At 60.3% G+C, this 20532-nt stretch carries 22 protein-coding genes and 1 tRNA gene; 15 read left to right on the top strand and 8 right to left on the bottom strand.

All coding sequences use genetic code 11. The annotated features are described in order from the left end of the window. The first annotated feature begins 180 nt into the window (after positions 1 to 180). Together QF039_RS02850 and QF039_RS02855 are read left to right on the top strand one after the other, a co-directional pair. Entirely contained in the window at positions 181 to 852 is a 672-nt protein-coding gene (locus QF039_RS02850; protein ID WP_003212008.1) for a response regulator, read from the top strand. Further along, on the top strand, positions 845 to 2230 hold the full coding sequence (locus QF039_RS02855; RefSeq protein ID WP_003212006.1) for a sensor histidine kinase: 1386 nt from the start codon (positions 845 to 847) through the stop codon (positions 2228 to 2230). The genes QF039_RS02850 and QF039_RS02855 overlap by 8 nt, the downstream gene beginning before the upstream one ends. On the opposite strand, the gene QF039_RS02860 is transcribed toward QF039_RS02855, so the two are convergent. Further along, positions 2231 to 3052, bottom strand: a complete 822-nt coding sequence (locus QF039_RS02860) for an HDOD domain-containing protein (protein ID WP_177035873.1) — start codon at positions 3050 to 3052, stop codon at positions 2231 to 2233. It lies immediately after the preceding gene. A 36-nt stretch (positions 3053 to 3088) separates the two neighbouring features. Beyond that, positions 3089 to 4030 (bottom strand): folate-binding protein YgfZ, encoded by a 942-nt coding sequence (locus QF039_RS02865; RefSeq protein WP_307516820.1) that lies wholly within the window; start codon positions 4028 to 4030, stop codon positions 3089 to 3091. A 139-nt stretch (positions 4031 to 4169) separates the two neighbouring features. Between QF039_RS02865 and QF039_RS02870 the strand changes: the two genes are divergently transcribed. Then, positions 4170 to 4424 (top strand): succinate dehydrogenase assembly factor 2, encoded by a 255-nt coding sequence (locus QF039_RS02870; protein WP_003212000.1) that lies wholly within the window; start codon positions 4170 to 4172, stop codon positions 4422 to 4424. Then, positions 4408 to 4860: a protein YgfX gene (locus QF039_RS02875; protein ID WP_177008913.1), complete on the top strand. Its 453-nt coding sequence runs from the start codon at positions 4408 to 4410 to the stop codon at positions 4858 to 4860. The genes QF039_RS02870 and QF039_RS02875 overlap by 17 nt, the downstream gene beginning before the upstream one ends. Here QF039_RS02875 and nadB read toward each other — a convergent pair. Then, on the bottom strand, positions 4829 to 6445 hold the full coding sequence (gene nadB / locus QF039_RS02880) for an L-aspartate oxidase (protein WP_003211997.1): 1617 nt from the start codon (positions 6443 to 6445) through the stop codon (positions 4829 to 4831). The genes QF039_RS02875 and nadB overlap by 32 nt on opposite strands. A gap of 468 nt (positions 6446 to 6913) precedes the next feature. On the opposite strand from nadB, the gene rpoE reads away from it, so the two are divergent. The 4 genes from rpoE (at position 6914) to QF039_RS02900 (ending at position 10771) form a co-directional block, all read left to right on the top strand. Continuing rightward, positions 6914 to 7495: an RNA polymerase sigma factor RpoE gene (rpoE, locus tag QF039_RS02885; protein WP_003172477.1), complete on the top strand. Its 582-nt coding sequence runs from the start codon at positions 6914 to 6916 to the stop codon at positions 7493 to 7495. Between the two features lie 31 nt (positions 7496 to 7526). Next, the gene (locus QF039_RS02890; RefSeq protein WP_003172479.1) at positions 7527 to 8114 is read left to right on the top strand and encodes a sigma-E factor negative regulatory protein; all 588 of its coding nucleotides are present in this window, start codon (positions 7527 to 7529) and stop codon (positions 8112 to 8114) included. Positions 8115 to 8130: 16 nt separating this feature from the next. Beyond that, positions 8131 to 9087 carry a MucB/RseB C-terminal domain-containing protein gene (locus tag QF039_RS02895; protein ID WP_003211995.1) on the top strand — a complete coding sequence of 319 codons (957 nt, stop codon included), beginning with the start codon at positions 8131 to 8133 and terminating at the stop codon, positions 9085 to 9087. Positions 9088 to 9331: 244 nt separating this feature from the next. Next, positions 9332 to 10771 carry a DegQ family serine endoprotease gene (locus QF039_RS02900; RefSeq protein ID WP_003211993.1) on the top strand — a complete coding sequence of 480 codons (1440 nt, stop codon included), beginning with the start codon at positions 9332 to 9334 and terminating at the stop codon, positions 10769 to 10771. Between the two features lie 67 nt (positions 10772 to 10838). On the opposite strand, the gene QF039_RS02905 is transcribed toward QF039_RS02900, so the two are convergent. Further along, on the bottom strand, positions 10839 to 12272 hold the full coding sequence (locus QF039_RS02905) for a M48 family metalloprotease (RefSeq protein ID WP_003211991.1): 1434 nt from the start codon (positions 12270 to 12272) through the stop codon (positions 10839 to 10841). 95 nt (positions 12273 to 12367) lie between these two features. On the opposite strand from QF039_RS02905, the gene QF039_RS02910 reads away from it, so the two are divergent. Continuing rightward, a complete protein-coding gene (locus tag QF039_RS02910) occupies positions 12368 to 12607 on the top strand; it encodes a sulfurtransferase TusA family protein (protein WP_003211989.1) in 240 nt (79 codons plus the stop codon). 40 nt (positions 12608 to 12647) lie between these two features. Further along, the gene (locus QF039_RS02915) at positions 12648 to 13718 is read left to right on the top strand and encodes an AI-2E family transporter (protein ID WP_003211986.1); all 1071 of its coding nucleotides are present in this window, start codon (positions 12648 to 12650) and stop codon (positions 13716 to 13718) included. A gap of 133 nt (positions 13719 to 13851) precedes the next feature. Here QF039_RS02915 and QF039_RS02920 read toward each other — a convergent pair whose 3' ends face one another. Continuing rightward, positions 13852 to 14325: a peroxiredoxin gene (locus QF039_RS02920; protein WP_003211984.1), complete on the bottom strand. Its 474-nt coding sequence runs from the start codon at positions 14323 to 14325 to the stop codon at positions 13852 to 13854. A 10-nt stretch (positions 14326 to 14335) separates the two neighbouring features. Then, on the bottom strand, positions 14336 to 14896 hold the full coding sequence (locus tag QF039_RS02925) for a glycine cleavage system protein R (RefSeq protein WP_003172487.1): 561 nt from the start codon (positions 14894 to 14896) through the stop codon (positions 14336 to 14338). A gap of 261 nt (positions 14897 to 15157) precedes the next feature. Between QF039_RS02925 and dapA the strand changes: the two genes are divergently transcribed. The 5 genes from dapA (at position 15158) to QF039_RS02950 (ending at position 18847) form a co-directional block, all read left to right on the top strand. Continuing rightward, positions 15158 to 16036: a 4-hydroxy-tetrahydrodipicolinate synthase gene (dapA, locus tag QF039_RS02930; RefSeq protein WP_003211981.1), complete on the top strand. Its 879-nt coding sequence runs from the start codon at positions 15158 to 15160 to the stop codon at positions 16034 to 16036. Between the two features lie 17 nt (positions 16037 to 16053). Further along, positions 16054 to 17169: an outer membrane protein assembly factor BamC gene (bamC, locus tag QF039_RS02935; RefSeq protein ID WP_177019696.1), complete on the top strand. Its 1116-nt coding sequence runs from the start codon at positions 16054 to 16056 to the stop codon at positions 17167 to 17169. A 4-nt stretch (positions 17170 to 17173) separates the two neighbouring features. Next, positions 17174 to 17932 (top strand): MBL fold metallo-hydrolase, encoded by a 759-nt coding sequence (locus tag QF039_RS02940; RefSeq protein ID WP_003211977.1) that lies wholly within the window; start codon positions 17174 to 17176, stop codon positions 17930 to 17932. A 28-nt stretch (positions 17933 to 17960) separates the two neighbouring features. After that, a complete protein-coding gene (gene purC / locus QF039_RS02945) occupies positions 17961 to 18674 on the top strand; it encodes a phosphoribosylaminoimidazolesuccinocarboxamide synthase (protein WP_003211975.1) in 714 nt (237 codons plus the stop codon). Positions 18675 to 18757: 83 nt separating this feature from the next. After that, positions 18758 to 18847, top strand: a tRNA-Ser gene (locus QF039_RS02950). 111 nt (positions 18848 to 18958) lie between these two features. Here the strand turns inward: QF039_RS02950 and QF039_RS02955 are convergent. Both QF039_RS02955 and xisR read right to left on the bottom strand, forming a co-directional pair. Continuing rightward, positions 18959 to 20176, bottom strand: coding sequence for an Arm DNA-binding domain-containing protein (locus tag QF039_RS02955; protein ID WP_307516831.1), 1218 nt, complete (start codon positions 20174 to 20176; stop codon positions 18959 to 18961). Then, positions 20173 to 20388, bottom strand: coding sequence for an excisionase family protein (gene xisR, locus QF039_RS02960; protein ID WP_032892978.1), 216 nt, complete (start codon positions 20386 to 20388; stop codon positions 20173 to 20175). The genes QF039_RS02955 and xisR overlap by 4 nt, the downstream gene beginning before the upstream one ends. Positions 20389 to 20532 lie beyond the last annotated feature (144 nt).

The raw sequence follows: 20532 nt of genomic DNA on the forward strand, positions 1-20532 counted from the left end.
CGGGCGCTATGGGTGAAATAGCTCGGCAGGCGAAACCCACCGTGGCTGGATGCTAAAGGGCGAAGCTTTCACTAACCTTTCAGTCGCCTTTCAATGTTTTCGGGCTTCACAGCGCAGGCCGCGCCTGTAAACTCCCCGGCAAAGCGTGGCGCCGACCACCCCCGAACGAGGTAAAACCCCATGCGTGTCCTTCTGGTCGAAGACCATTTGCAGCTAGCCGAAAGTGTCGCCCAGGCGCTCAAGAGCACGGGTTTGACCGTCGACGTGTTGCACGACGGAGTGGCGGCGGACCTGGCCTTGAGCAGCGAGGAATACGCGGTGGCGATTCTCGATGTGGGCCTGCCGCGCATGGACGGTTTTGAAGTGTTGGCGCGCCTGCGGGCCCGTGGGAAAAATCTGCCGGTGTTGATGTTGACCGCACGCAGCGATGTGAAAGACCGCGTGCATGGCCTCAACCTGGGTGCGGATGACTACCTGGCCAAGCCGTTCGAACTGACGGAGCTGGAAGCCCGGGTCAAGGCGCTGCTGCGCCGTAGCGTGCTGGGCGGTGAGCGGCAACAGGCGTGTGGCGTGCTGATTTACGACCTGGACACGCGGCGCTTCACCCTGGGCGGCGAATTGCTGACGTTGACCTCCCGCGAGCAGGCGGTGCTTGAGGCGCTAATCGCGCGTCCTGGCCGGGTGATGAGCAAGGAGCAACTGGCCTCCCAGGTGTTTGGCCTGGATGAAGAGGCCAGCCCCGATGCCATCGAAATCTACGTGCACCGCCTGCGCAAGAAACTCGATGGCCAGCCTGTAGCCATCGTCACCTTCCGTGGCCTGGGGTACCTGCTGGAAGCCCGCGATGCATAAGCCCAGCAGCCTGCGCTGGCGCCTGCTGTGGAACCTGGCGCTGTTGCTGGTGGTGTTGATGATTGCCAGCGGCTTGAGCGCTTACTGGAATGGGCGCGAGGCGGCGGACACGGCTTACGACCGAACGCTGTTGGCCTCGGCGCGGACCATTGCGGCCGGCCTGTCCCACCGCGACGGTACCTTGAGTGCCGATGTGCCCTACGTCGCCCTGGATACGTTCGCCTACGACAGCGCCGGGCGGATCTACTACCAGGTCAACGATATTCACCAGAAGCTGATCTCCGGCTACGAAAACCTGCCGGGCCCGCCGCCGGGTACTCCACGCACCGATGACTATCCGGCGCTGGCGCGCTTTTATAACGCCAGGTATCAAGGCCAGAACGTGAGAGTGGTCAGCCTGCTCAAGGCAGTCTCCGAACCGAACATGAACGGCATGGCGGAAATCCGCGTGGCCGAAACCGACGAGGCGCGGGTGGCGATGGCGCGCAGCCTGATGGCCGATACCTTGCTGCGCCTGGGGATGCTGGCCATCGGTGCTTTGTTGTTGGTGTTCTTTGCCGTGAGTGCGGCGCTGCGGCCGTTGGAGCGCTTGCGCACGGCCGTGGAAGAGCGTCAGCCCGATGACCTGCGGCCATTGCCGCTGGTGGAGGTGCAGCATGAATTGGGCCCGCTGGTACATGCGCTCAACCATTTCACCGAACGCCTGCGCGGGCAGTTCGAGCGCCAGGCACAGTTTATTGCCGATGCCGCCCATGAGCTGCGCACTCCGTTGGCAGCGCTCAAGGCACGCTTGGAGCTTGGCCTGCGTGCCGAAGATCCGGCTACCTGGCGCACCACCCTGGAAACCGCAGCCCAGGGCACTGATCGCCTGACTCACCTGGCCAATCAATTGCTCTCGCTGGCGCGCATCGAAAACGGCGCCCGGGCGATTGCCGAAGGCGGGGCCCAGTTGCTGGACCTGAGCCAGTTGGCTCGCGAGCTGGGCATGGCCATGGCGCCGCTGGCCCATGCGCGTGGCGTGGCCCTGGCGCTGGAGGCGGATGAACCGGTGTGGCTGCGGGGCGAGCCCACCTTGTTGAACGAGTTGTTGAGCAACCTGGTGGACAACGCCCTGGCCCACACGCCCCCGGGCGGCAACGTGATCCTGCGGGTCACGGCGCCGGCGGTACTTGAGGTGGAAGATGACGGCCCGGGCATCCCGCTGGATGAGCGGGACCGAGTGTTCGAGCGCTTCTATCGGCGCAGCCAGCAGGGCTTGGGGGCGGGCTTGGGATTGGCGATTGTTGGCGAGATCTGCCGGGCACACCTGGCGCAGATCAGCTTGCATGACGGAGAGTTGGCGGGGTTGAAAGTGCGGGTCAGTTTTATCGCGGGGTAATCAGTAGAACATTGACCGTGCTTCATCCAGCTCGGCGCGCAAGGTGTCGCTGTAGGGGTCGAGTCGCAGTTTCTTGATCGCAGGTACCGTCGATATCGGTACGCTGGCCAGCGGGTGGTCAGTGTCGCGGTGGCAATACAACACGGCGACCTGCACCAGGTCGATATAGTCCAGGCGCTCGGAGTCGCGCTCAAGGTTCATGTACTGCGCCGGCAGGTTCACCAGCATTTCCGGGAAGTCCCAGCGCCGCAGCAGCTTGTCCCCCAGCAACGGGTGGATGCTTTCAATCACGTGATCGAGGCTGACCGGATCGGACAGCAGTTCATAGTGATCTTCGGCGAAGGTCAGGATCGGTAGCACGCCAATCTGGTGCACCAGCCCACCCAGCGCCGCCTGGTCAGGCTTCAACTGGCTGTGGTTGCGGCACAACGCATAGCTCACGCCGGCCACTTCCAGGCTGCGCCGCCAGACATCGCGCATCTTCTGTTCGACCACTTCGGAACGGGCGTGGAAGATCTGTTCCATCACCAGGCCGATCGCCAGGTTGCTGCTGTAGTTGGTGCCCAGGCGGGTGATGGCGGTGTGCAGGTCGGTGACTTCCTGGGTCGCGCGCAACAGCGGGCTGTTGACCACTTTGATCAGTCGCGCCGACAAGGCAGTGTCACGGCCGATCACTTTGCTCAGGTGGCTGATGCTGATGTCCGGGTCTTCGGCGGCCTGGCGAATGTTCAGGGCCACTTCCGGCAGCGTTGGCAGAACCAGGTCATCGTTATCGATGGCCACAACCAACGCCTGTTGGACTTTTTCCGCCAGCTTGTTCATTCAAGATCTCTAGGGTGTAGCAAAAAGGTACGACGATCAGCGCTGGATCTCGCGATCACGGTCCAGCTGGTAGGGCAGGTCGAGCAGCTGAAGGCCCGGGCCTTCCAGCGTGCCTACATGCACATCGCCACTCTCTGCTGCTTCGGCTTGCAGCACCGCTAGAAGTTCAATCGCCTGATCGGCACGGGCGGCAATCACCACCTCGCCGATGGCACTATTGTGATTCGGGGAAAACAGTGGGGTGCCGGGCTCAGGCAGCTCGCCGGCATTCAGGCTCAGGCGATACAGGCGACGCTTGAGTTTGCCCAAATACTGCATGCGCGCGACGATTTCCTGGCCGGTGTAGCAGCCTTTCTTGAAGCTGACGCCGCCGACGGCTTGCAGGTTGAGCATCTGCGGGATGAACAGTTCGCGGGTCTGGGGCATGACCTGGCCGATACCGGCACGGATCTGGCCCAGCAGCCATTGGTTCAGTTCACCTTCGTTCAATTGTGCGGCGAGTTGGCTGTGCAGGGTTTGAGCTTGGGCGGCGGGAGCCCAGAGTTCGGCACGGCCCGGCGATACGCGGATGGCGATCAGGTCGTCGCTGCGCACCACGCTGTCGGTCTCGGCGGGTAGTTGGAGGCCGAGGCCGGCCAGTACCTGATCGGCATCCGACACACCGAAACGCGCCCAGGCAGCGCTTTCGTCGGTGAGTTTGGATTTGGAGAACACGGCGTACTTTTTCAGGTCCGCCAGTTGTGGCTCCAGCAGTTCGGTGGCCATGGCCAGCAACACGCCATCGCCTTGCAGCAGGATGCGGAAGCTCGACTGCATGCGCCCTTTCTGGGTGCAGCGCGCGCCCAGGCTGGCCTGGGTGTCACTCAGGTAGTTAAGGTTGCAGGTCAGTTGTCCCTGGAGGAACTTGGCAGCGTCGGCACCGCGGACGGCGAGAACGCCTTCGTGGGACAGGGGGCAGAAAAAAGCAGAGTCAGCCATGGGTCATCGCAGGTTAAAAAGTCATGAGTGCATCATAGAGGGGCGCCCGGCAAATGGATAGTTTCCGTATGGCCGACCAAAGCCGACTGTTCCAGGCAGCTTCGGCCTGTATACTTGCGCTCTATTTGAGGAGCGCTCCATGGTCGAAGATGTAGAACTCAATCGCCTCTACTGGCACAGCCGCCGCGGCATGCTTGAACTGGACGTGTTGCTGGTACCGTTCGTCAGGGAGGTCTATCCGCACCTCAACGACGTCGACCGCGACTGCTACCGCAAGCTGCTGGAATGCGAGGATCAGGACATGTTCGGCTGGTTCATGGAACGCGCCGAATCGGAAGACCCGGAGCTGCAGCGCATGGTTCGGATGATTCTGGATCGTGTCCAGCCCAAGTAATACGTTCGAATGCCGCTGGCACGCCTCCGGGCAGTTGCTGGCGGCTTATCTTTTCGCCCAGGCGTTCGCACTGGGTGCGCTGTGGTTTCTCGATGTGTCCCGGTGGTTCGGAGCCTTTGGCGCCTTGTTGTGCCTGGCCCATGCCGGTTGGGTATTGCCGCGTCATATCCTGCTGACTCACCGTTCGTCGATCCGTGGCCTGCGTCGCGACGAGGATGGCTGGCAGTTGTGGAGCGCCGCGCGTGGCTGGCACAGCGTGCAACTGCGCCCCGACAGCCTGGCGTTGCCGTTGATCGTGGTGCTGCGCTTTCGGGTGCAGGGTGACTGGCGGGTGCGTTCGATCTGCGTGCCACGGGATTCGCAGGCTACCGATGTGCATCGGCGCCTGCGGGTGCGCTTGAAATTCAGCCGCCGTAGGTGGTTGGCACCAGAATAGTGTCGCGCGCTTCGGGCAGCATTTGCGGGTAGTCGAGGGTGTAATGCAATCCCCGGCTTTCCTTGCGCTCCATGGCCGAGCGGATCATCAGTTCCGCCACCTGGGCCAGGTTGCGCAGCTCGATCAGGTCGCGGCTGACTTTATAGTTGCTGTAGAACTCGTCGATCTCATCCAGCAACAGTCGAACCCGGTGCTGCGCCCGCGCCAGGCGCTTGTTGGTGCGCACGATGCCCACGTAGTCCCACATGAAGCGCCGCAACTCGTCCCAGTTGTGGGCGATGATCACGTCTTCGTCCGAATCGGTCACCTGGCTGGCGTCCCAGCGGGGCAGGGCGGCCGGCACCGGGATGCGCGGCAGCTGTTCAAGGATGTCGGCGGCGGCGGAGCGGGCGTACACGAAACACTCCAGCAACGAATTGCTGGCCATGCGGTTGGCGCCGTGCAGGCCGGTGAAGCTGGTTTCGCCAATGGCGTACAGGCCGGGCACGTCGGTGCGGCCGTTCTGGTCGACCATCACGCCGCCGCAGGTGTAGTGCGCCGCCGGGACGACCGGGATCGGGCCCTTGGTGATGTCGATATTGAACGCCAGGCAGCGCTCGTAGACCGTCGGGAAATGGGTCTTGATGAAGGCTTCGGGCTTGTGGCTGATGTCCAGGTAGACGCAGTCGATGCCCAGGCGCTTCATTTCATGGTCAATGGCCCGGGCGACGATGTCCCGCGGGGCCAGTTCTGCTCGTGGGTCGAAGCGCTGCATGAAACGTTCGCCGTTGGGCAGCTTCAGGTGTGCGCCTTCGCCGCGCAGGGCTTCGGTGATCAGGAAGCTCTTGGCCTGCGGGTGATACAGGCAAGTGGGGTGGAACTGGTTGAATTCCAGGTTCGCCACTCGGCAGCCCGAACGCCAGGCCATGGCAATGCCGTCACCGCAGGCGCCGTCGGGGTTGCTGGTATAGAGGTAGACCTTCGCTGCGCCGCCCGAGGCGAGAATGGTGAAGCGCGCGCCGTAGGTGTCGACTTCGCCGCTGGCCCGGTTGAGCACGTAGGCGCCGAGGCAGCGTTCGCCCGGCAGGCCAAGGCGCTTTTCGGTGATCAGGTCGACGGCGACCCGCTGTTCCAGCAGTTCGATGTTGGGGCGTTGCCGGGCCTGGGCGAGCAGGGTCTTGAAGATCGCGGCGCCGGTGGCGTCGGCGGCATGGATGATCCGCCGATGGCTGTGGCCGCCTTCGCGGGTCAGGTGGAACTCGAAGCCGCCGTCGTCGGTGCCGGAATGTTCGTCGCGGGTGAAGGGCACGCCCTGGTCGATCAGCCACTGGATGGCTTCGCGGCTATGCTCGACGGTGAAGCGCACCGCCTCTTCATTGCACAGGCCGCCGCCGGCATTCAGGGTGTCTTCGACGTGGGATTGCACCGTGTCGGTGTCATCGAGCACCGCGGCGACACCGCCTTGGGCCCAGAACGTCGAGCCATTGGCGAGGTCGCCCTTGCTCAGTACGGCTATGCGCAGGTGGCCCGGCAGGGTCAGTGCAAGGCTCAAGCCCGCGGCGCCGCTGCCAATCACCAGGACATCGTGTTGAAACTGTTGGCTCATTTGAAGGATTCCGCAAAAAGCGATCCGTAGGGGGGCGCAAGCAGGACGCCTGGATCGGCGAATCAAAGGGTGACACGGCCCACTAGTATATAGAGGGGGGGAGCGGCACAATAGCCGGGCATTCGTGGCATTGTGAGACTACGGGCAACGAACTGCACGGCTTTCATGAAACGGACAGCGATTGGGATGGGAACTTTTTGCATAGGCCCCGACTCAATAGCAGGATGCCCGAAAGCTGGGAACACGCTGGATTTGCTGAGCCGCGTCTGTGTCAGGCGCGTCAGGAAACTGGCGACAGATTATTCGCGCAGCCGGCATTGCCCGCGCTGCGTTTTTCGTGTGTGCCAAATCAGTGCGCGCCGGAAACTTGCTTGGAGGGGGAGAACTTTTGCGAAAAGTCCGAGTCTATGTTTGCAAGCCTGATCGATTAGTTATGCAAGCCTCCTTCAAGTACAACGAGGAGTGTTCATGCTAACCCAGGAAGAGGATCAGCAGCTGGTCGAGCGCGTTCAACGCGGCGACAAGCGGGCATTTGATCTGCTAGTGCTGAAATACCAGCACAAAATTCTCGGGTTGATCGTGCGGTTTGTGCACGACACCCATGAAGCGCAGGACGTTGCACAGGAAGCCTTTATCAAGGCGTACCGTGCACTCGGTAATTTCCGCGGTGACAGTGCGTTTTACACGTGGCTGTATCGCATCGCCATTAACACGGCGAAGAACTATCTGGTTTCTCGCGGTCGCCGCCCGCCGGATAGTGATGTTAGTTCGGAAGATGCTGAATTTTATGATGGTGATCACGGCCTCAAGGATCTCGAGTCGCCGGAGCGTGCATTGCTGCGCGACGAGATCGAAGGAACCGTCCATCGCACTATTCAACAACTGCCAGAAGATTTGCGTACGGCGTTAACTTTACGTGAATTCGATGGTCTGAGTTACGAAGACATTGCGAGCGTCATGCAATGTCCGGTGGGTACCGTACGCTCCCGGATCTTCCGGGCTCGGGAAGCCATCGATAAAGCCCTGCAGCCGTTGTTGCAGGAAAACTGAGACAGCGGCGACAGCCAAGAGAGGAACCGCCATGAGTCGTGATGCCCTGCAGGAATCGCTGTCCGCAGTGATGGATAACGAAGCGGATGAACTGGAACTTCGTCGAGTGCTTAATGCATTTGATGATGCCGAAACCCGTGATACCTGGTCTCGTTACCAAGTCGCTCGGGCGGTGATGCACAAGGATCTTCTAATCCCTCGTCTGGATATTGCTGCGGCCGTTTCTGCTGCACTGGCTGATGAAGCCGTTCCGGCAAAAGCTGCTCGCGGTCCTTGGCGTAGCCTGGGCCGTCTGGCAGTCGCTGCTTCGGTGACCGTCGCTGTATTGGCAGGTGTTCGCCTGTACAACCAGGACGAAATCGCCGGTGCCGAACTGGCCCAGCAGACCCAGCAACCGGTCATGGCCGGCCCGCAGGTCAAGGGTCCAGCCGTATTGGCCGGCTACAAGGAAAGCTCCGATACCACCGGGCCTATGGCCAACGGTGTACTTCAAGGGCAATCCGGCTGGCAGGATCAGCGTCTTCCAGGCTACCTGCGCCAACACGCACAGGAATCGGCCTTGAAAGGCACTGAAAGCGCTCTGCCTTACGCTCGCGCTGCAAGCCTGGAAAACCGCTAGTCCGCCAAGGAGCTTTATGCGCGCCATACCGCTCCTTGCGCTTTTGCTCAGTGGCTGGTTTGCAGTCCCCGCCCATGCCGATGAAGCCCAAGACTGGCTGACGCGTCTTGGGCGGGCGGAGCAGCAGCAAAGCTTTCAGGGCACCTTCATCTACGAGCGTAACGGTAGTTTTTCTACCCATGACATCTGGCATCGTGTCCAGAATGGTCAGGTCCGTGAGCGGCTTTTGCAGCTCGATGGTTCTGCCCAGGAAGTCCTGCGCGTCGATGGCCGTACCCAATGCGTGAGCGGCACGCTGGTTGCCGGGCTTGGGGGCTCCCCCAATACCTCTGCGCGTACCCTTGATCCGCAAAAACTCAAAGCGTTCTACGATCTTGCCGTCATCGGCAAATCGCGCGTGGCCGGTCGGAATGCGGTGATCGTCTCCGTGACCCCCCGCGATCAATACCGTTATGGTTTTGAGCTGCATCTGGATCGTGAAACTGCGCTGCCATTGAAGTCATTGTTGCTTAACGACCAGGGCCAGTTGCTGGAGCGTTTCCAGTTCACCCAGCTCAATACATCGGTGCCTGACGATCGTGATTTGCAGCCCAGTGGCGAATGCACGCCGGTGGCGGTGACCAACGCCAAGGCCCCGGAGGTCGAGATCCCTCAGGATTGGCGCCTCGACTGGTTGCCACCAGGCTTTCAGTTGGTCAACAGCAGTGCCCATAAAGACTCCCACACCAAGGTAACCGTCAGCAGTCTGATGTATGACGATGGTCTGGCGCGTTTTTCGGTATTCCTGGAGCCGCTTAACGGTGCGACCGTAAACGAGACCCGCACCCAGTTGGGCCCGACAGTCGCCGTTTCACGGCGGTTGAATACCCTGGAAGGCGAGGTGATGGTGACCGTCGTCGGCGAGATCCCGATTGGCACCGCCGAGCGAATTGCGCTGTCACTACGCAGTGGCACCGTGCCCGCCAAGCCTTGAGTTGTTAATCCTATGTTCATCCTGATATTTCAATGTTGCGCAGGAGATAGTCGATGCCTGCCTCTGCCGAGAGCATGAAATGTCTGGATCATTTTTTTCACTTGCTAATATCCCCTATGTTTTTTATAGGTCAGGGCTTAACGGCCCTGGCCTTGTTTTGTTCGCGGAACAAAAATGTCGGTCGCAGTTTTTCGGCGTTTATTGAACCCTGTCGCTCAACCCTGCTCGTCGTAACGGGAGCTGTATGTCGATACCACGTTTGAAGTCTTACCTATCCATAGTCGCCACGGTGCTGGTGCTGGGTCAGGCCGTTACCGCGCAAGCGGCCGAGCTGCCTGACTTCACCCAGCTGGTGGAGCAGGCGTCGCCTGCCGTGGTGAACATCAGTACTACGCAGAAGCTGCCGGATCGTAAGGTCTCCAACCAGCAGATGCCCGACCTGGAAGGCCTGCCGCCGATGCTGCGGGAGTTCTTCGAACGCGGCATGCCCCAGCCGCGCACGCCGCGTGGCGGTGGTGGCGGCCAGCGTGAGGCCCAGTCCCTGGGCTCGGGCTTCATCATCTCGCCTGACGGCTACATCCTCACCAACAACCACGTGATTGCCGACGCCGACGAGATCCTGGTGCGCCTGGCGGACCGCAGTGAGCTGAAAGCCAAGCTGGTGGGCACCGACCCACGTTCCGACGTTGCCCTGCTGAAAATCGAAGGCAAGGACCTGCCGGTGCTGAAACTGGGCAAATCCCAGGACCTGAAAGCCGGCCAATGGGTCGTCGCCATCGGTTCGCCGTTTGGTTTTGACCATACTGTGACCCAGGGTATCGTCAGCGCCATCGGTCGCAGCCTGCCGAACGAAAACTACGTGCCGTTCATCCAGACCGACGTGCCGATCAACCCGGGCAACTCCGGCGGTCCGTTGTTCAACCTGGCGGGTGAAGTCGTTGGCATCAACTCGCAGATCTACACCCGCTCCGGTGGTTTCATGGGCGTTTCGTTCGCGATTCCGATCGATGTGGCCATGGACGTATCCAACCAGCTGAAAACCGGTGGCAAAGTCAGCCGCGGCTGGCTGGGCGTGGTGATCCAGGAAGTGAACAAGGACCTGGCTGAATCCTTCGGTCTCGACAAGCCGGCCGGTGCCCTGGTCGCGCAGATCCAGGACGATGGCCCTGCTGCCAAAGGTGGCCTGCAAGTCGGTGACGTGATCCTGAGCATGAACGGCCAGCCGATCGTCATGTCTGCGGACTTGCCACACCTGGTGGGCGCGCTCAAGGCCGGTAGCAAGGCCAAGCTGGAAGTGATTCGTGACGGCAAGCGCCAGAACGTCGAACTGACCGTCGGTGCGATCCCGGAAGAAGGCGCGGCGCTGGATGCGCTGGGCAACAGCAAGCCAGGTGCCGAGCGCAGCAGCAATCGCCTGGGCATTGCTGTAGTCGAGTTGACCGACGAACAGAAAAAGAGCTTCGACCTCAAGAGCGGTGTAGTGATCAAGGAAGTCCAGGACGGTCCTGCCTCCCTGATCGGCCTGCAACCAGGTGATGTCATCACCCACCTGAACAACCAGGCTATCAACTCCACCAAAGAGTTCACCGACATCGCCAAGGCGCTGCCGAAGAACCGTTCGGTGTCGATGCGCGTCCTGCGTCAGGGGCGTGCCAGCTTCATTACCTTCAAACTGGCCGAGTAATCCGCTAGTCCAATAAAAAGCCCCGCTCTCGATGTTCGAGAGCGGGGCTTTTTTGTGGCTGAAAGGTTTAGCCCATCATGTCTTTGACCATGCGTTCCTGGTCGATCAGTTCACGCTGGCGTGCGTCGATACGTGACGAAAGCGGGAAGTTGCTGCCGGCGCGACGCTTGGCGAAATCCAATTGCTGGATGGCCTGCTTGAAATCTCCCACCAGCGCGAAGTACTCGGCCCGGGCCTGATGCAGGCCGATGATATTGCCCGACAAGCCACGGGTTTCCGCAACCTGGTACCAGACGTCCGGATCGTCCGGGCGAGACTTCAACAATCCTTCCAGGGCTTTTTCCGCGTCAGCGTTGCGGTTCTGCTTGAGCAGCAGATCCACACGAACCTGGTTCAGCGGATAGTTGCCTGGATATTGCGTCAACATTCGGTCCGTACGCTGCTGGGCATCCGGCAGGCGATTGTTGGTCATGTCCAGCTCGATCTGCGCCAGGTTGTAGGTGATGTCGTTGGGCGCCTTGGCCAGCAGCGGCTTGAGGTTTTCCCGGGCCAGGTTGAACTGGGCACCCTTGATCTGAGCGATGGCGAGGCCATAACGCGCGATATCGTTCTTCGGATTTTCATCCAGCTGGGCCTGGAAACGTTTGGCGGCCAGCCCCGGAGTGTCTTCGTAATACAGTTGCACTCGAGCACGGATCAGTTGATAGCGCAGGCTGTCCTCAATGCCACCCAGCTTGGCTTGCTCCGCACGGTTGCGGGTGTCGGCGATCCGCGATTCGGTTACCGGGTGAGTCAGCAGGAATTCAGGCGGCTTGGCATCGAAACGGTACTGGCGCATCAAGCGCTCGAACATGGTTGGCATGGACCGTGGGTCGTAGCCGGCTTTCTCCAGGTTGAGAATGCCGATGCGGTCAGCCTCTTGCTCGTTTTGCCGGGAAAAGCGCCGTTGCTCCTGGATCGCGGCGGCCTGGCTGCCGGCGATCGCGGCAATGCCCGCATCGCCTGCGCCAGCGGCGGCAGCGATGATGCCGCCGAGCAGCGCAGCCATCATCGGGATCTGCATGCGCTGCTGTGCTTCCACGCCTCGTGCGAAGTGACGTTGGGACAAGTGAGCCAGTTCGTGGGCCAGTACCGAGGCATATTCGCCTTCGGTCTGGGCGTTGAGGAACAGGCCGCCGTTGACCCCGACGATGCCGCCCGGTGCGGCAAAGGCGTTCAACTGCGGGCTGTTGATCAGAATGAATTCCAGGCGCCGGTCATTGACCTGGCTGGTTTCCACCAGCTTATAAACGCTGGATTCGACGTAATCCTTGAGCTGCGGGTCGTTGAGTTGCGAGACCTGGCCACGCAGGTAGGCCAGCCATGCCCGACCCAGATCGTATTCCTGTTTTGGCGAGACAATGGCAGAACTGGCGTCGCCAAGTGACGGCAGGTCGTCGGCGAAGCCTGGAGAGGCAAGCAGGCAAGCCAGCGTCAGCAGGGTAGGGCGCAAAAAAGTCATGCACAAAGCCTTTCGACAAAGAGCTTACTGTAGCCGGACACTGAGCTTCGGACCAGATATTCTAAGCGCCCTCGACGCCCACCCGGAGTTAGACCATGACCGACGCTGTAGCCTTCGATGCCGAACTGGATGCCAGTGGCCTTAACTGCCCGCTGCCGTTGCTCAAGGCCAAGCTGGAGCTCAATCGGCTGGCCAGCGGCGCGGTGCTCAAGGTGATCGCCACGGACGCTGGCTCCCAGCGGGACTTTCGTACGTTTGCCAAGCTGGCCGGCCACACCCTGCTGCATGAAGAAGACGAAGCGGGCGTCTATCGTTACTGGTTGCGCAAGGCCTGAATCGCTTGAATATGCTGTCCTTATCGCCTGAGGTTTATTGATGTTCAAAGTGTTACGTGACTGGATTCAGCGCTACTTCTCCGACGAAGAAGCCGTGGTGCTGGCCGTCCTGCTGTTTCTTGCCTTTACGGCCGTGCTCACTTTGGGCGGCATGCTGGCGCCGGTACTGGCGGGGATGGTGCTGGCGTACCTGATGCAAGGCCTGGTCTCCATCCTGGAGCGTCTGCGCTTGCCGGGTGGGGCAGCGGTGGGTCTGGTATTTGCCTTGTTCATGGGGCTGTTGCTGGTATTTATCGTGATCGTGGTGCCTTTGCTGTGGCACCAGTTGATCACCTTGTTCAACGAGCTACCGGGTATGCTCGCCAAGTGGCAGTCATTGCTGCTGCTGTTGCCTGAGCGCTATCCGCACCTTGTGTCGGACGAGCAGGTCCTGCAGGCCATTGAGGTGGCTCGCGGCGAAATCGGAAAGTTCGGACAGTGGGCGCTGACCTTTTCCCTTTCGAGCTTGCCGCTGCTGGTCAACATCATGATCTACCTGGTACTGGTGCCGATCCTGGTGTTTTTCTTCCTCAAGGACCGCGAGATGATCGGTCGCTGGGTGCGTGGCTATCTGCCCCGTGAGCGTGCGCTGATTACCCGGGTCGCCGAGGAAATGAACCGGCAGATTGCCAACTACATCCGCGGCAAGGTTATCGAGATTTTTATCTGCGGTGGCGTCACTTACATCGGTTTTGTCGCGCTGGGGCTTAACTACGCTGCCCTGTTGGCGCTGCTGGTGGGTGTTTCAGTGGTGGTGCCATACGTTGGCGCGGTGGTGGTGACGGTGCCGGTGATGTTGATCGCGCTGTTCCAGTGGGGCTGGAGTGATCAGTTCATCTACCTGATGGCGGTGTACGGCATCATCCAGGTGCTGGACGGCAACGTGCTGGTGCCGCTGCTGTTCTCCGAGGCGGTGAACCTGCATCCGGTGGCGATCATCTGTGCGGTGTTGTTGTTTGGCGGGTTGTGGGGCTTCTGGGGGGTGTTCTTTGCGATTCCCCTGGCGACGCTGTTCAAGGCAGTGCTGGATGCCTGGCCTCGGCAGGAGCCGGTGGTGGCGCCGTTACTCTGATATTTGTGGTGCCGGTGCAGGGCCTCATCGCGGGCAAGCCCGGCTCCCACATTGACTGAGTTGTCCTGTCGAACAATGATCACAGGTGGGAGCTGGCTTGGCTGCGATAGCTATTTCAAAGCCAGCAGGTGAATCAAGCCTGGTTCAGCGCCTGCGCCGCTTCGAGCACTGCATCCACATGGCCTGGCACTTTCACACCGCGCCATTCCTGGCGCAGTACGCCATTCTTGTCGATCAGGAAGGTGCTGCGATCAACACCCAGGTATTCCTTGCCATACAGCTTCTTCAGCTTGATCACATCAAACAGCTGGCAAACCGCTTCGTCCTTGTCGCTGATCAGCTCAAAGGGGAATTCCTGCTTTGCCTTGAAGTTCTCGTGGGACTTCACGCTGTCCCGGGACACGCCAAACACCTCGGTGTTGGCCGCCTTGAACGCAGCATGCTGGTCACGGAAGCCCTGGCCTTCAGTGGTGCAGCCCGGGGTGCTGTCTTTCGGGTAGAAGTAGATCACCACTTGCTTGCCCTTGAGCCCGGCGAGGCTGAAGGTTTGCCCGCTGGTGGCCTGGGCTTCGAAGTCGGCTACCGGTTGGTCGATCACTACAGACATGAAGACTTCCTTACATAGGGTTCTGTGGGCGCCAAGGCTCGATCAGTGCGTCGAGGTTCAGGGCATCGGCGAAATCCAGGAACTGGTCGCGCAGCCAACTGATCTGTACGCCGGCCGGCAAGGTCACGGTAAAGGTGGCGTTGAGCATGGTGCCGCCGGTCTGCGGAGCCTGATAGGTGTCGCAGGTCAGGTTTTCCAGCTCGACGTTGTGGTCGATAAAGAACTGGCACAGCTCGTTGACGATGTCCGAGCGGTAGGCCGAACTGACATAGGCCACGTAGGGCAGGGCCTGTGGACGGTTCTCCAGGGCGGCGCTGCGCACCACGTTGACCGTGAAGTCATGCTTCTTCGCCAAACCCGGTAAACCGGTTTCAAGGCGGGCCAGGGCATCCCAGGTCCCGGAAATCTGCAGGACCAGCGCACTGCACTCGCCATGGCGGGTCAGGCGGGAGGTCACGACGGCGCAGCGGTTTTCATGGCTGGCGCGGCACAGGACGTTAGTCAGCTCCATGGGGTTGGCGCCAAGGGCACTGATGACAAGGAATTGTTCGCGGACTGTGGGGGTGGACATGCAGCCTTCCTAAAACGATGAGCGGTCGATACGATGCAAGCGGTATCAATCAAAGGATGAAGGGTAGCGAAAACCATCGCCAAGGGCTAGGAGGTGGCGTTTTCATTACGTAATCAGCTTCATCAAACCCCGCTTTGGCAGAATGATGGCGCTGCCGCGAACTAAGTTGATCCAGAACGCATCCTCAGGCGGTACTTCGCTTGTACAAGCATCTTGGCGCCAGTACCATTACCGCTCTCTTTTTCCGGCAGGAGCGGTTGCATGATTGCGGGCAGTATGGTGGCACTGGTCACACCCATGGATGCACAAGGTAATCTCGACTGGGACAGCCTGGGCAAACTGGTGGACTTCCACCTGCAAGAGGGCACCAACGCCATCGTGGCGGTCGGCACCACAGGTGAATCGGCCACACTGGATGTGGAAGAACACATCGAAGTGATCGAGTTCGTGGTCAAGCGCGTTGCAGGGCGCATTGCTGTCATCGCCGGCACGGGCGCCAATTCGACCCGCGAAGCGATCGAATTGACCAGCAACGCCAAGAAAGCCGGCGCCGATGCCTGCCTGCTGGTGACGCCGTACTACAACAAGCCGACCCAGGAAGGCCTGTACCTGCACTTCCGCGCCGTTGCCGAAGCGGTCGATATCCCGCAGATCCTCTACAACGTACCCGGTCGCACCGCCTGCGACATGAAGGCCGAGACCGTGATCCGCCTGTCCACCGTACCGAACATCATCGGTATCAAGGAAGCCACCGGTGACCTGCAGCGCGCCAAGGACATCCTGGCCGGCGTCAGCAGCGACTTCCTGGTGTACTCCGGTGATGACGCCACGGCGGTCGAGCTGATCCTGCTGGGCGGCAAAGGCAACATCTCGGTGACTGCCAACGTTGCACCGCGCGCCATGAGCGAGCTGTGTGCCGCGGCCATCGCCGGTGATGCGGTCAAGGCCCGGGCGATCCACGAACAACTGGCACCGCTCAACAAAACCCTGTTTATCGAATCCAACCCTATCCCCGTGAAATGGGCGCTGCATGAGATGGGCCTGATGCCGGACGGTATCCGTCTGCCGCTCACCTGGCTCAGCGAAGCCTGTCACGAACCGCTGCGACAGGCCCTGCGCCAGTCCGGCGTCCTGGTTTAATTGAGGAAGCACTACGCATGAAGCGATTGGCCGGACTTTCCGCACTTGCCTTGATTATCTCCAGCACCAGTGGCTGCGGTTGGATCTGGGGCCCGGAAGGCTACTTCCGCGACCGCGGTAGCGATTACCTGGAAGCCCAACAAACCGCCCCGATGAAATTGCCGCCGGACGTCAATGTCGCCAAGCGCCTTGACCCGTTGCTGCCGATTCCGCGCAACGTGGCCGACGACACCGTCAAGGGTGAATACGAAGTGCCGCGTCCACAGCCGTTGTCGGCCGTGGCCGACGCCAGCGACTACAGCCTGCAGAAGAGCGGCGACACCCGTTGGGTCATGGCCCAGCGCCCACCTGCCGAAGTCTGGCCGGTGGCGGTCCAGTTCTTCCAGGACAACGGTTTCCGCATTGACGAACAACGCCCGCAGACCGGTGAGTTCACCACCGCGTGGCAGCACACCAGCGAACTGTCGGCATCCATGGCCAAGCGCCTGCAGGCCGGTGGTGTAGCCAATGACAGCGAAGCCCGCATCCGCGTGCGTATCGAGCCAGGCGTGCAACGCAACACCAGTGAAGTCTACGTAGTCAGCGCCGAGCGTCCTGCCGGCAGCACCGCCAACGTCGATTTCACCCCACGTTCGGTCAACACCGGCGTGGACGCTGCCCTGGTCGACGAAATGCTCGCCAGCATGAGCCGTATTTCCGAGAAGGGCGGCTCCGTCTCCCTGCTCGCCGCCGGTAGCTTTGACACACCTAGCCGCGTCAGCCTCAGCGAAGACGGCAGCGGCAACGTGGTGCTCAACCTGGGTGAAGACCTGGACCGCGCCTGGTCGAGTGTCGGCCGCGCGCTGGAGCACGGCGAATGGCGCGTTGAAGACATCAACCGCAGCCTGGGCCTGTACTACATCAACCTGGCCGAAAAAGCCGAGAAGAAAGACGACGAGCCAGGTTTCTTCAGCAAGTTGTTCGGCAGCAAGCCGACCAAGGAAGAGATCGAGACTCGCGCCGAGCGTTACCAGGTTCGTTTGAGCAAGGTAGGCGAAAGCGTGCAAGTCACCGTCGAGAAAAACATCAACACCGTGGCGCCGGCAGAAGTGGCGCGCAAAGTGTTGGGCGTGATTCAGGACAACCTGGGCTGATCCGATGCGTTTTGCCGTTCTCGGCAGCGGTAGCCAAGGGAACGGCACGCTTGTAGCCCATGACGACACGTACGTCCTGGTGGATTGTGGTTTCTCCCTGCGGGAAACCGAGCGGCGCCTGCTGCGCCTGGGGGTTCACCCCGCGCAGCTGAGCGCGATTCTGGTGACCCACGAACATGCCGACCACGTGCATGGCGTGGGTTTGCTGTCTCGGCGCTACAATCTTCCGGTGTACCTGAGTCGCGGCACCTTGCGCGGGATGCGCAAACCGATTGAGCCCGCAGGTTTGCTGGCCGGTGGCGAACAATTGCAGATCGGTGCCTTGAGCATCGATGTGATTGAAGTGGCCCACGATGCCCAGGAACCGACGCAATACGTATTCAGTGACGGTGAACGGCGTTTTGGCCTGCTCACTGACCTGGGTTCGTACTGCGCCAAGGTGCTGGACGGTTACCGGGACCTCGACGCATTGATGATCGAGTCCAACCACTGCCGTGACCTGCTTGCGCGTGGCCACTACCCGGCCTTTCTCAAGCAGCGGGTCGGCGGGCAGTTTGGACATTTGAATAACCACCAGGCGGCGTACCTGGTGTATGAGTTGGGCTGGCAAGACCTGCAACACCTGGTCCTGGCCCACCTGAGCAGCAAGAACAACCTGCCGCAGCTGGCCCGGCAATGTTTTGTCGACACCCTTGGGTGCGACCCGGACTGGCTGCAACTGGCCGATCAAGATTCAGGGCTCGACTGGCGACACATCGCCTAGCCCACCTACTTAGCAAGCGGAGCCCATCATGGAAAAACGTGAAGAACTCTACCGCGGCAAAGCCAAATCGGTTTACAAGACCGACGACGCCAACCGCTTGATCCTGCTGTTTCGCAACGACACCTCGGCGTTCGACGGCAAGCGCATCGAACAGCTCGACCGCAAAGGCATGGTGAACAACAAGTTCAACGCCTTCATCATGCAGAAACTCGAAGCGGCCGGCATTCCGACCCAATTCGACAAACTGCTGGGCGACAACGAATGCCTGGTGAAAAAACTCGACATGATCCCGGTCGAGTGCGTCGTGCGTAACTATGCGGCCGGCAGCCTGGTGAAGCGTTTGGGCGTGGAGGAGGGCCTCAAGCTCAACCCCTACACCTTCGAACTGTTCCTGAAAGACGACGCCAAGGGTGACCCGTTCATCAACGAATCCCACGTGGTGGCATTTGGTTGGGGCACGGCTGAACAACTGGCGCGCATGAAAGAACTGTCGCTGAAGGTCAACGACGTCCTGAGCAAACTGTTCGACGACGCCGGCCTGCTGCTGGTGGACTTCAAACTGGAATTCGGTGTGTTCCACGACGGCTCCATCGTCCTGGGCGACGAATTCAGCCCGGACGGCTGCCGCCTGTGGGACAAAGACACCCGCAAGAAGATGGACAAAGACCGCTTCCGCCAGGGCCTCGGTGATGTCATCGAAGCCTACGAAGAAGTCGCCAACCGTCTAGGCGTACCGCTGTAATCGACGCAAGCATCTGATAGCACGGAAAAAAATCGCTTTGGCGCTTTGCTTCCAGGAAACAGGCTGTTATGATGCGCGCCGTTGGAGAGATGCCAGAGTGGCCGAATGGGACGGATTCGAAATCCGTTGTACCTTCACCGGTACCTAGGGTTCGAATCCCTATCTCTCCGCCATTATTGAATAAGACTAAGCCCCTGTAATCGTTGAAGATTACAGGGGCTTTTTCGTTTCTGTCATATTGTTTAGGGCATTTTTAGGGCACAAACCTTTCCCTGTATACCGCTCTAGTCCGCTCTAAACCCCAACATTTTCGACACGATACCCGCCATGCTCTTGGTGTCCTTCGGTATCCATCTCCCGTAGTGCTTTCTCACCATTGTTGTATCCGCGTGTCCAAGTTGACGTGCTACCCATTCGACCGGGACATAGCTCGACAGCATCTGGCTGGCAAAAGTGTGGCGGCATTGGTTGGCGCCTCGGTGGCGAACCTCTGCTTTTTTCAGATGGGCGGTGAACCAGTTGCTCAGCGTTTTGCCGTTCCAGAGTAAACCGCTGGTCGAACTGCGGAAAAGGAACCTGACCTTCATCTTCTTAGACGTGATGTTGTCGCGCTGGATAACGGTGATCTCCTCGGTTACAGCCTCATTGGCGGCGGCAACTATCTCCCGCATCAGTGCGAGGGCCGGGTCTATAAGCTCGATGACTCGGACCCTGGAGCGCTCTTTGGGGACTTTGAACTCGCCGACGACCAAAGCACGGCGGACGTGGACCAGGCCGGCATCAAGATCTACGTCTTCAACGGCAAGTCCGATGAGTTCGGAAAGGGACATCCCGGCCCAGCAGTTGAACTCAATCATCCGGGTGTCGGGACGGCGGTCAGGGTCCGTTTTGCCGATCAATTCGATCTCGGTGCGACTGAAGGGATCGGCATGCTCCAGGTCCACGTCCGATCCGACGTTACTGATCCTGTCGAGTGGGTTGGCCTTCAGGATGCCGTCGCCGAAGGCGTCCGCCCAGACCCCACGAACGACGGTGAAAATGTCGTTTACTGTCTTCGGGGCCAGGCCCTGCTTGAGCAGTTGTGCTTGAAACAACTCAATGTCGCTCTTACTGATGTCGACGATTCGGCGTTTGCCGAACTTCTTTTCTACGTGCACAGACTTGCTCACGTAGTTGATGACAGTGCTCGACGCTTTAAGCGCGCGCTGAACCTCCAGCCAGCGCTCAATGCCTTCCTTTACAGTGCGCTTGAGCGAAGGGCCGCCGGTTCCAGTGAACATAGCGGCCCTTGGCGAGTTAGGAAAGTGGGCCGCATAGTCGAAGCGACCCTCTTTGATTTCCGCGAGTATGGTGCGCCGCTTGTTGTCGGCGTAGGCGATCGCGGCCTTGTTTACTTTCGAGATCCCTTCCAGGGGTTCCCGGCACCGTTGGCCGTTGAAGATGAACCAGATACGTAGCTGCTTGCCGTTCATCTCAACGCCTGTCGGCATCTTGTCGATCATGGCTGTCCTTCCATCCAGCGCTCGATGGCGGCACGGTTGTAGACAATTACGTTGGCCGGGTCATAACGCCAGTGTTTGCCTTCCAGCCACAGACCTCGGGTGCGATATTTCCGAACCGCTTCGGTACTTAGGCCGAAGACTGGGTAAAGCAGATCCTGCCGAAACCAGGCGCCTGGTGTGATGTGGAAGTCGAGTTTCTCTGCTGCGCTCATTGTGCTATCTCCCCAGCGCGCCGAGCGATGCTTTCGGCCTGACGCTGCTTGCTGCATTTTTGGTGGTTGCCGTGGGCTCGTGACTTGTTGCACTTGTCACAGATGGTGCTCAGGTCGAGGGGGGCCATCTGTCCTTGGCGGATT

Source organism: Pseudomonas sp. W2I6 (assembly GCF_030815935.1).
GTDB lineage: Bacteria > Pseudomonadota > Gammaproteobacteria > Pseudomonadales > Pseudomonadaceae > Aquipseudomonas.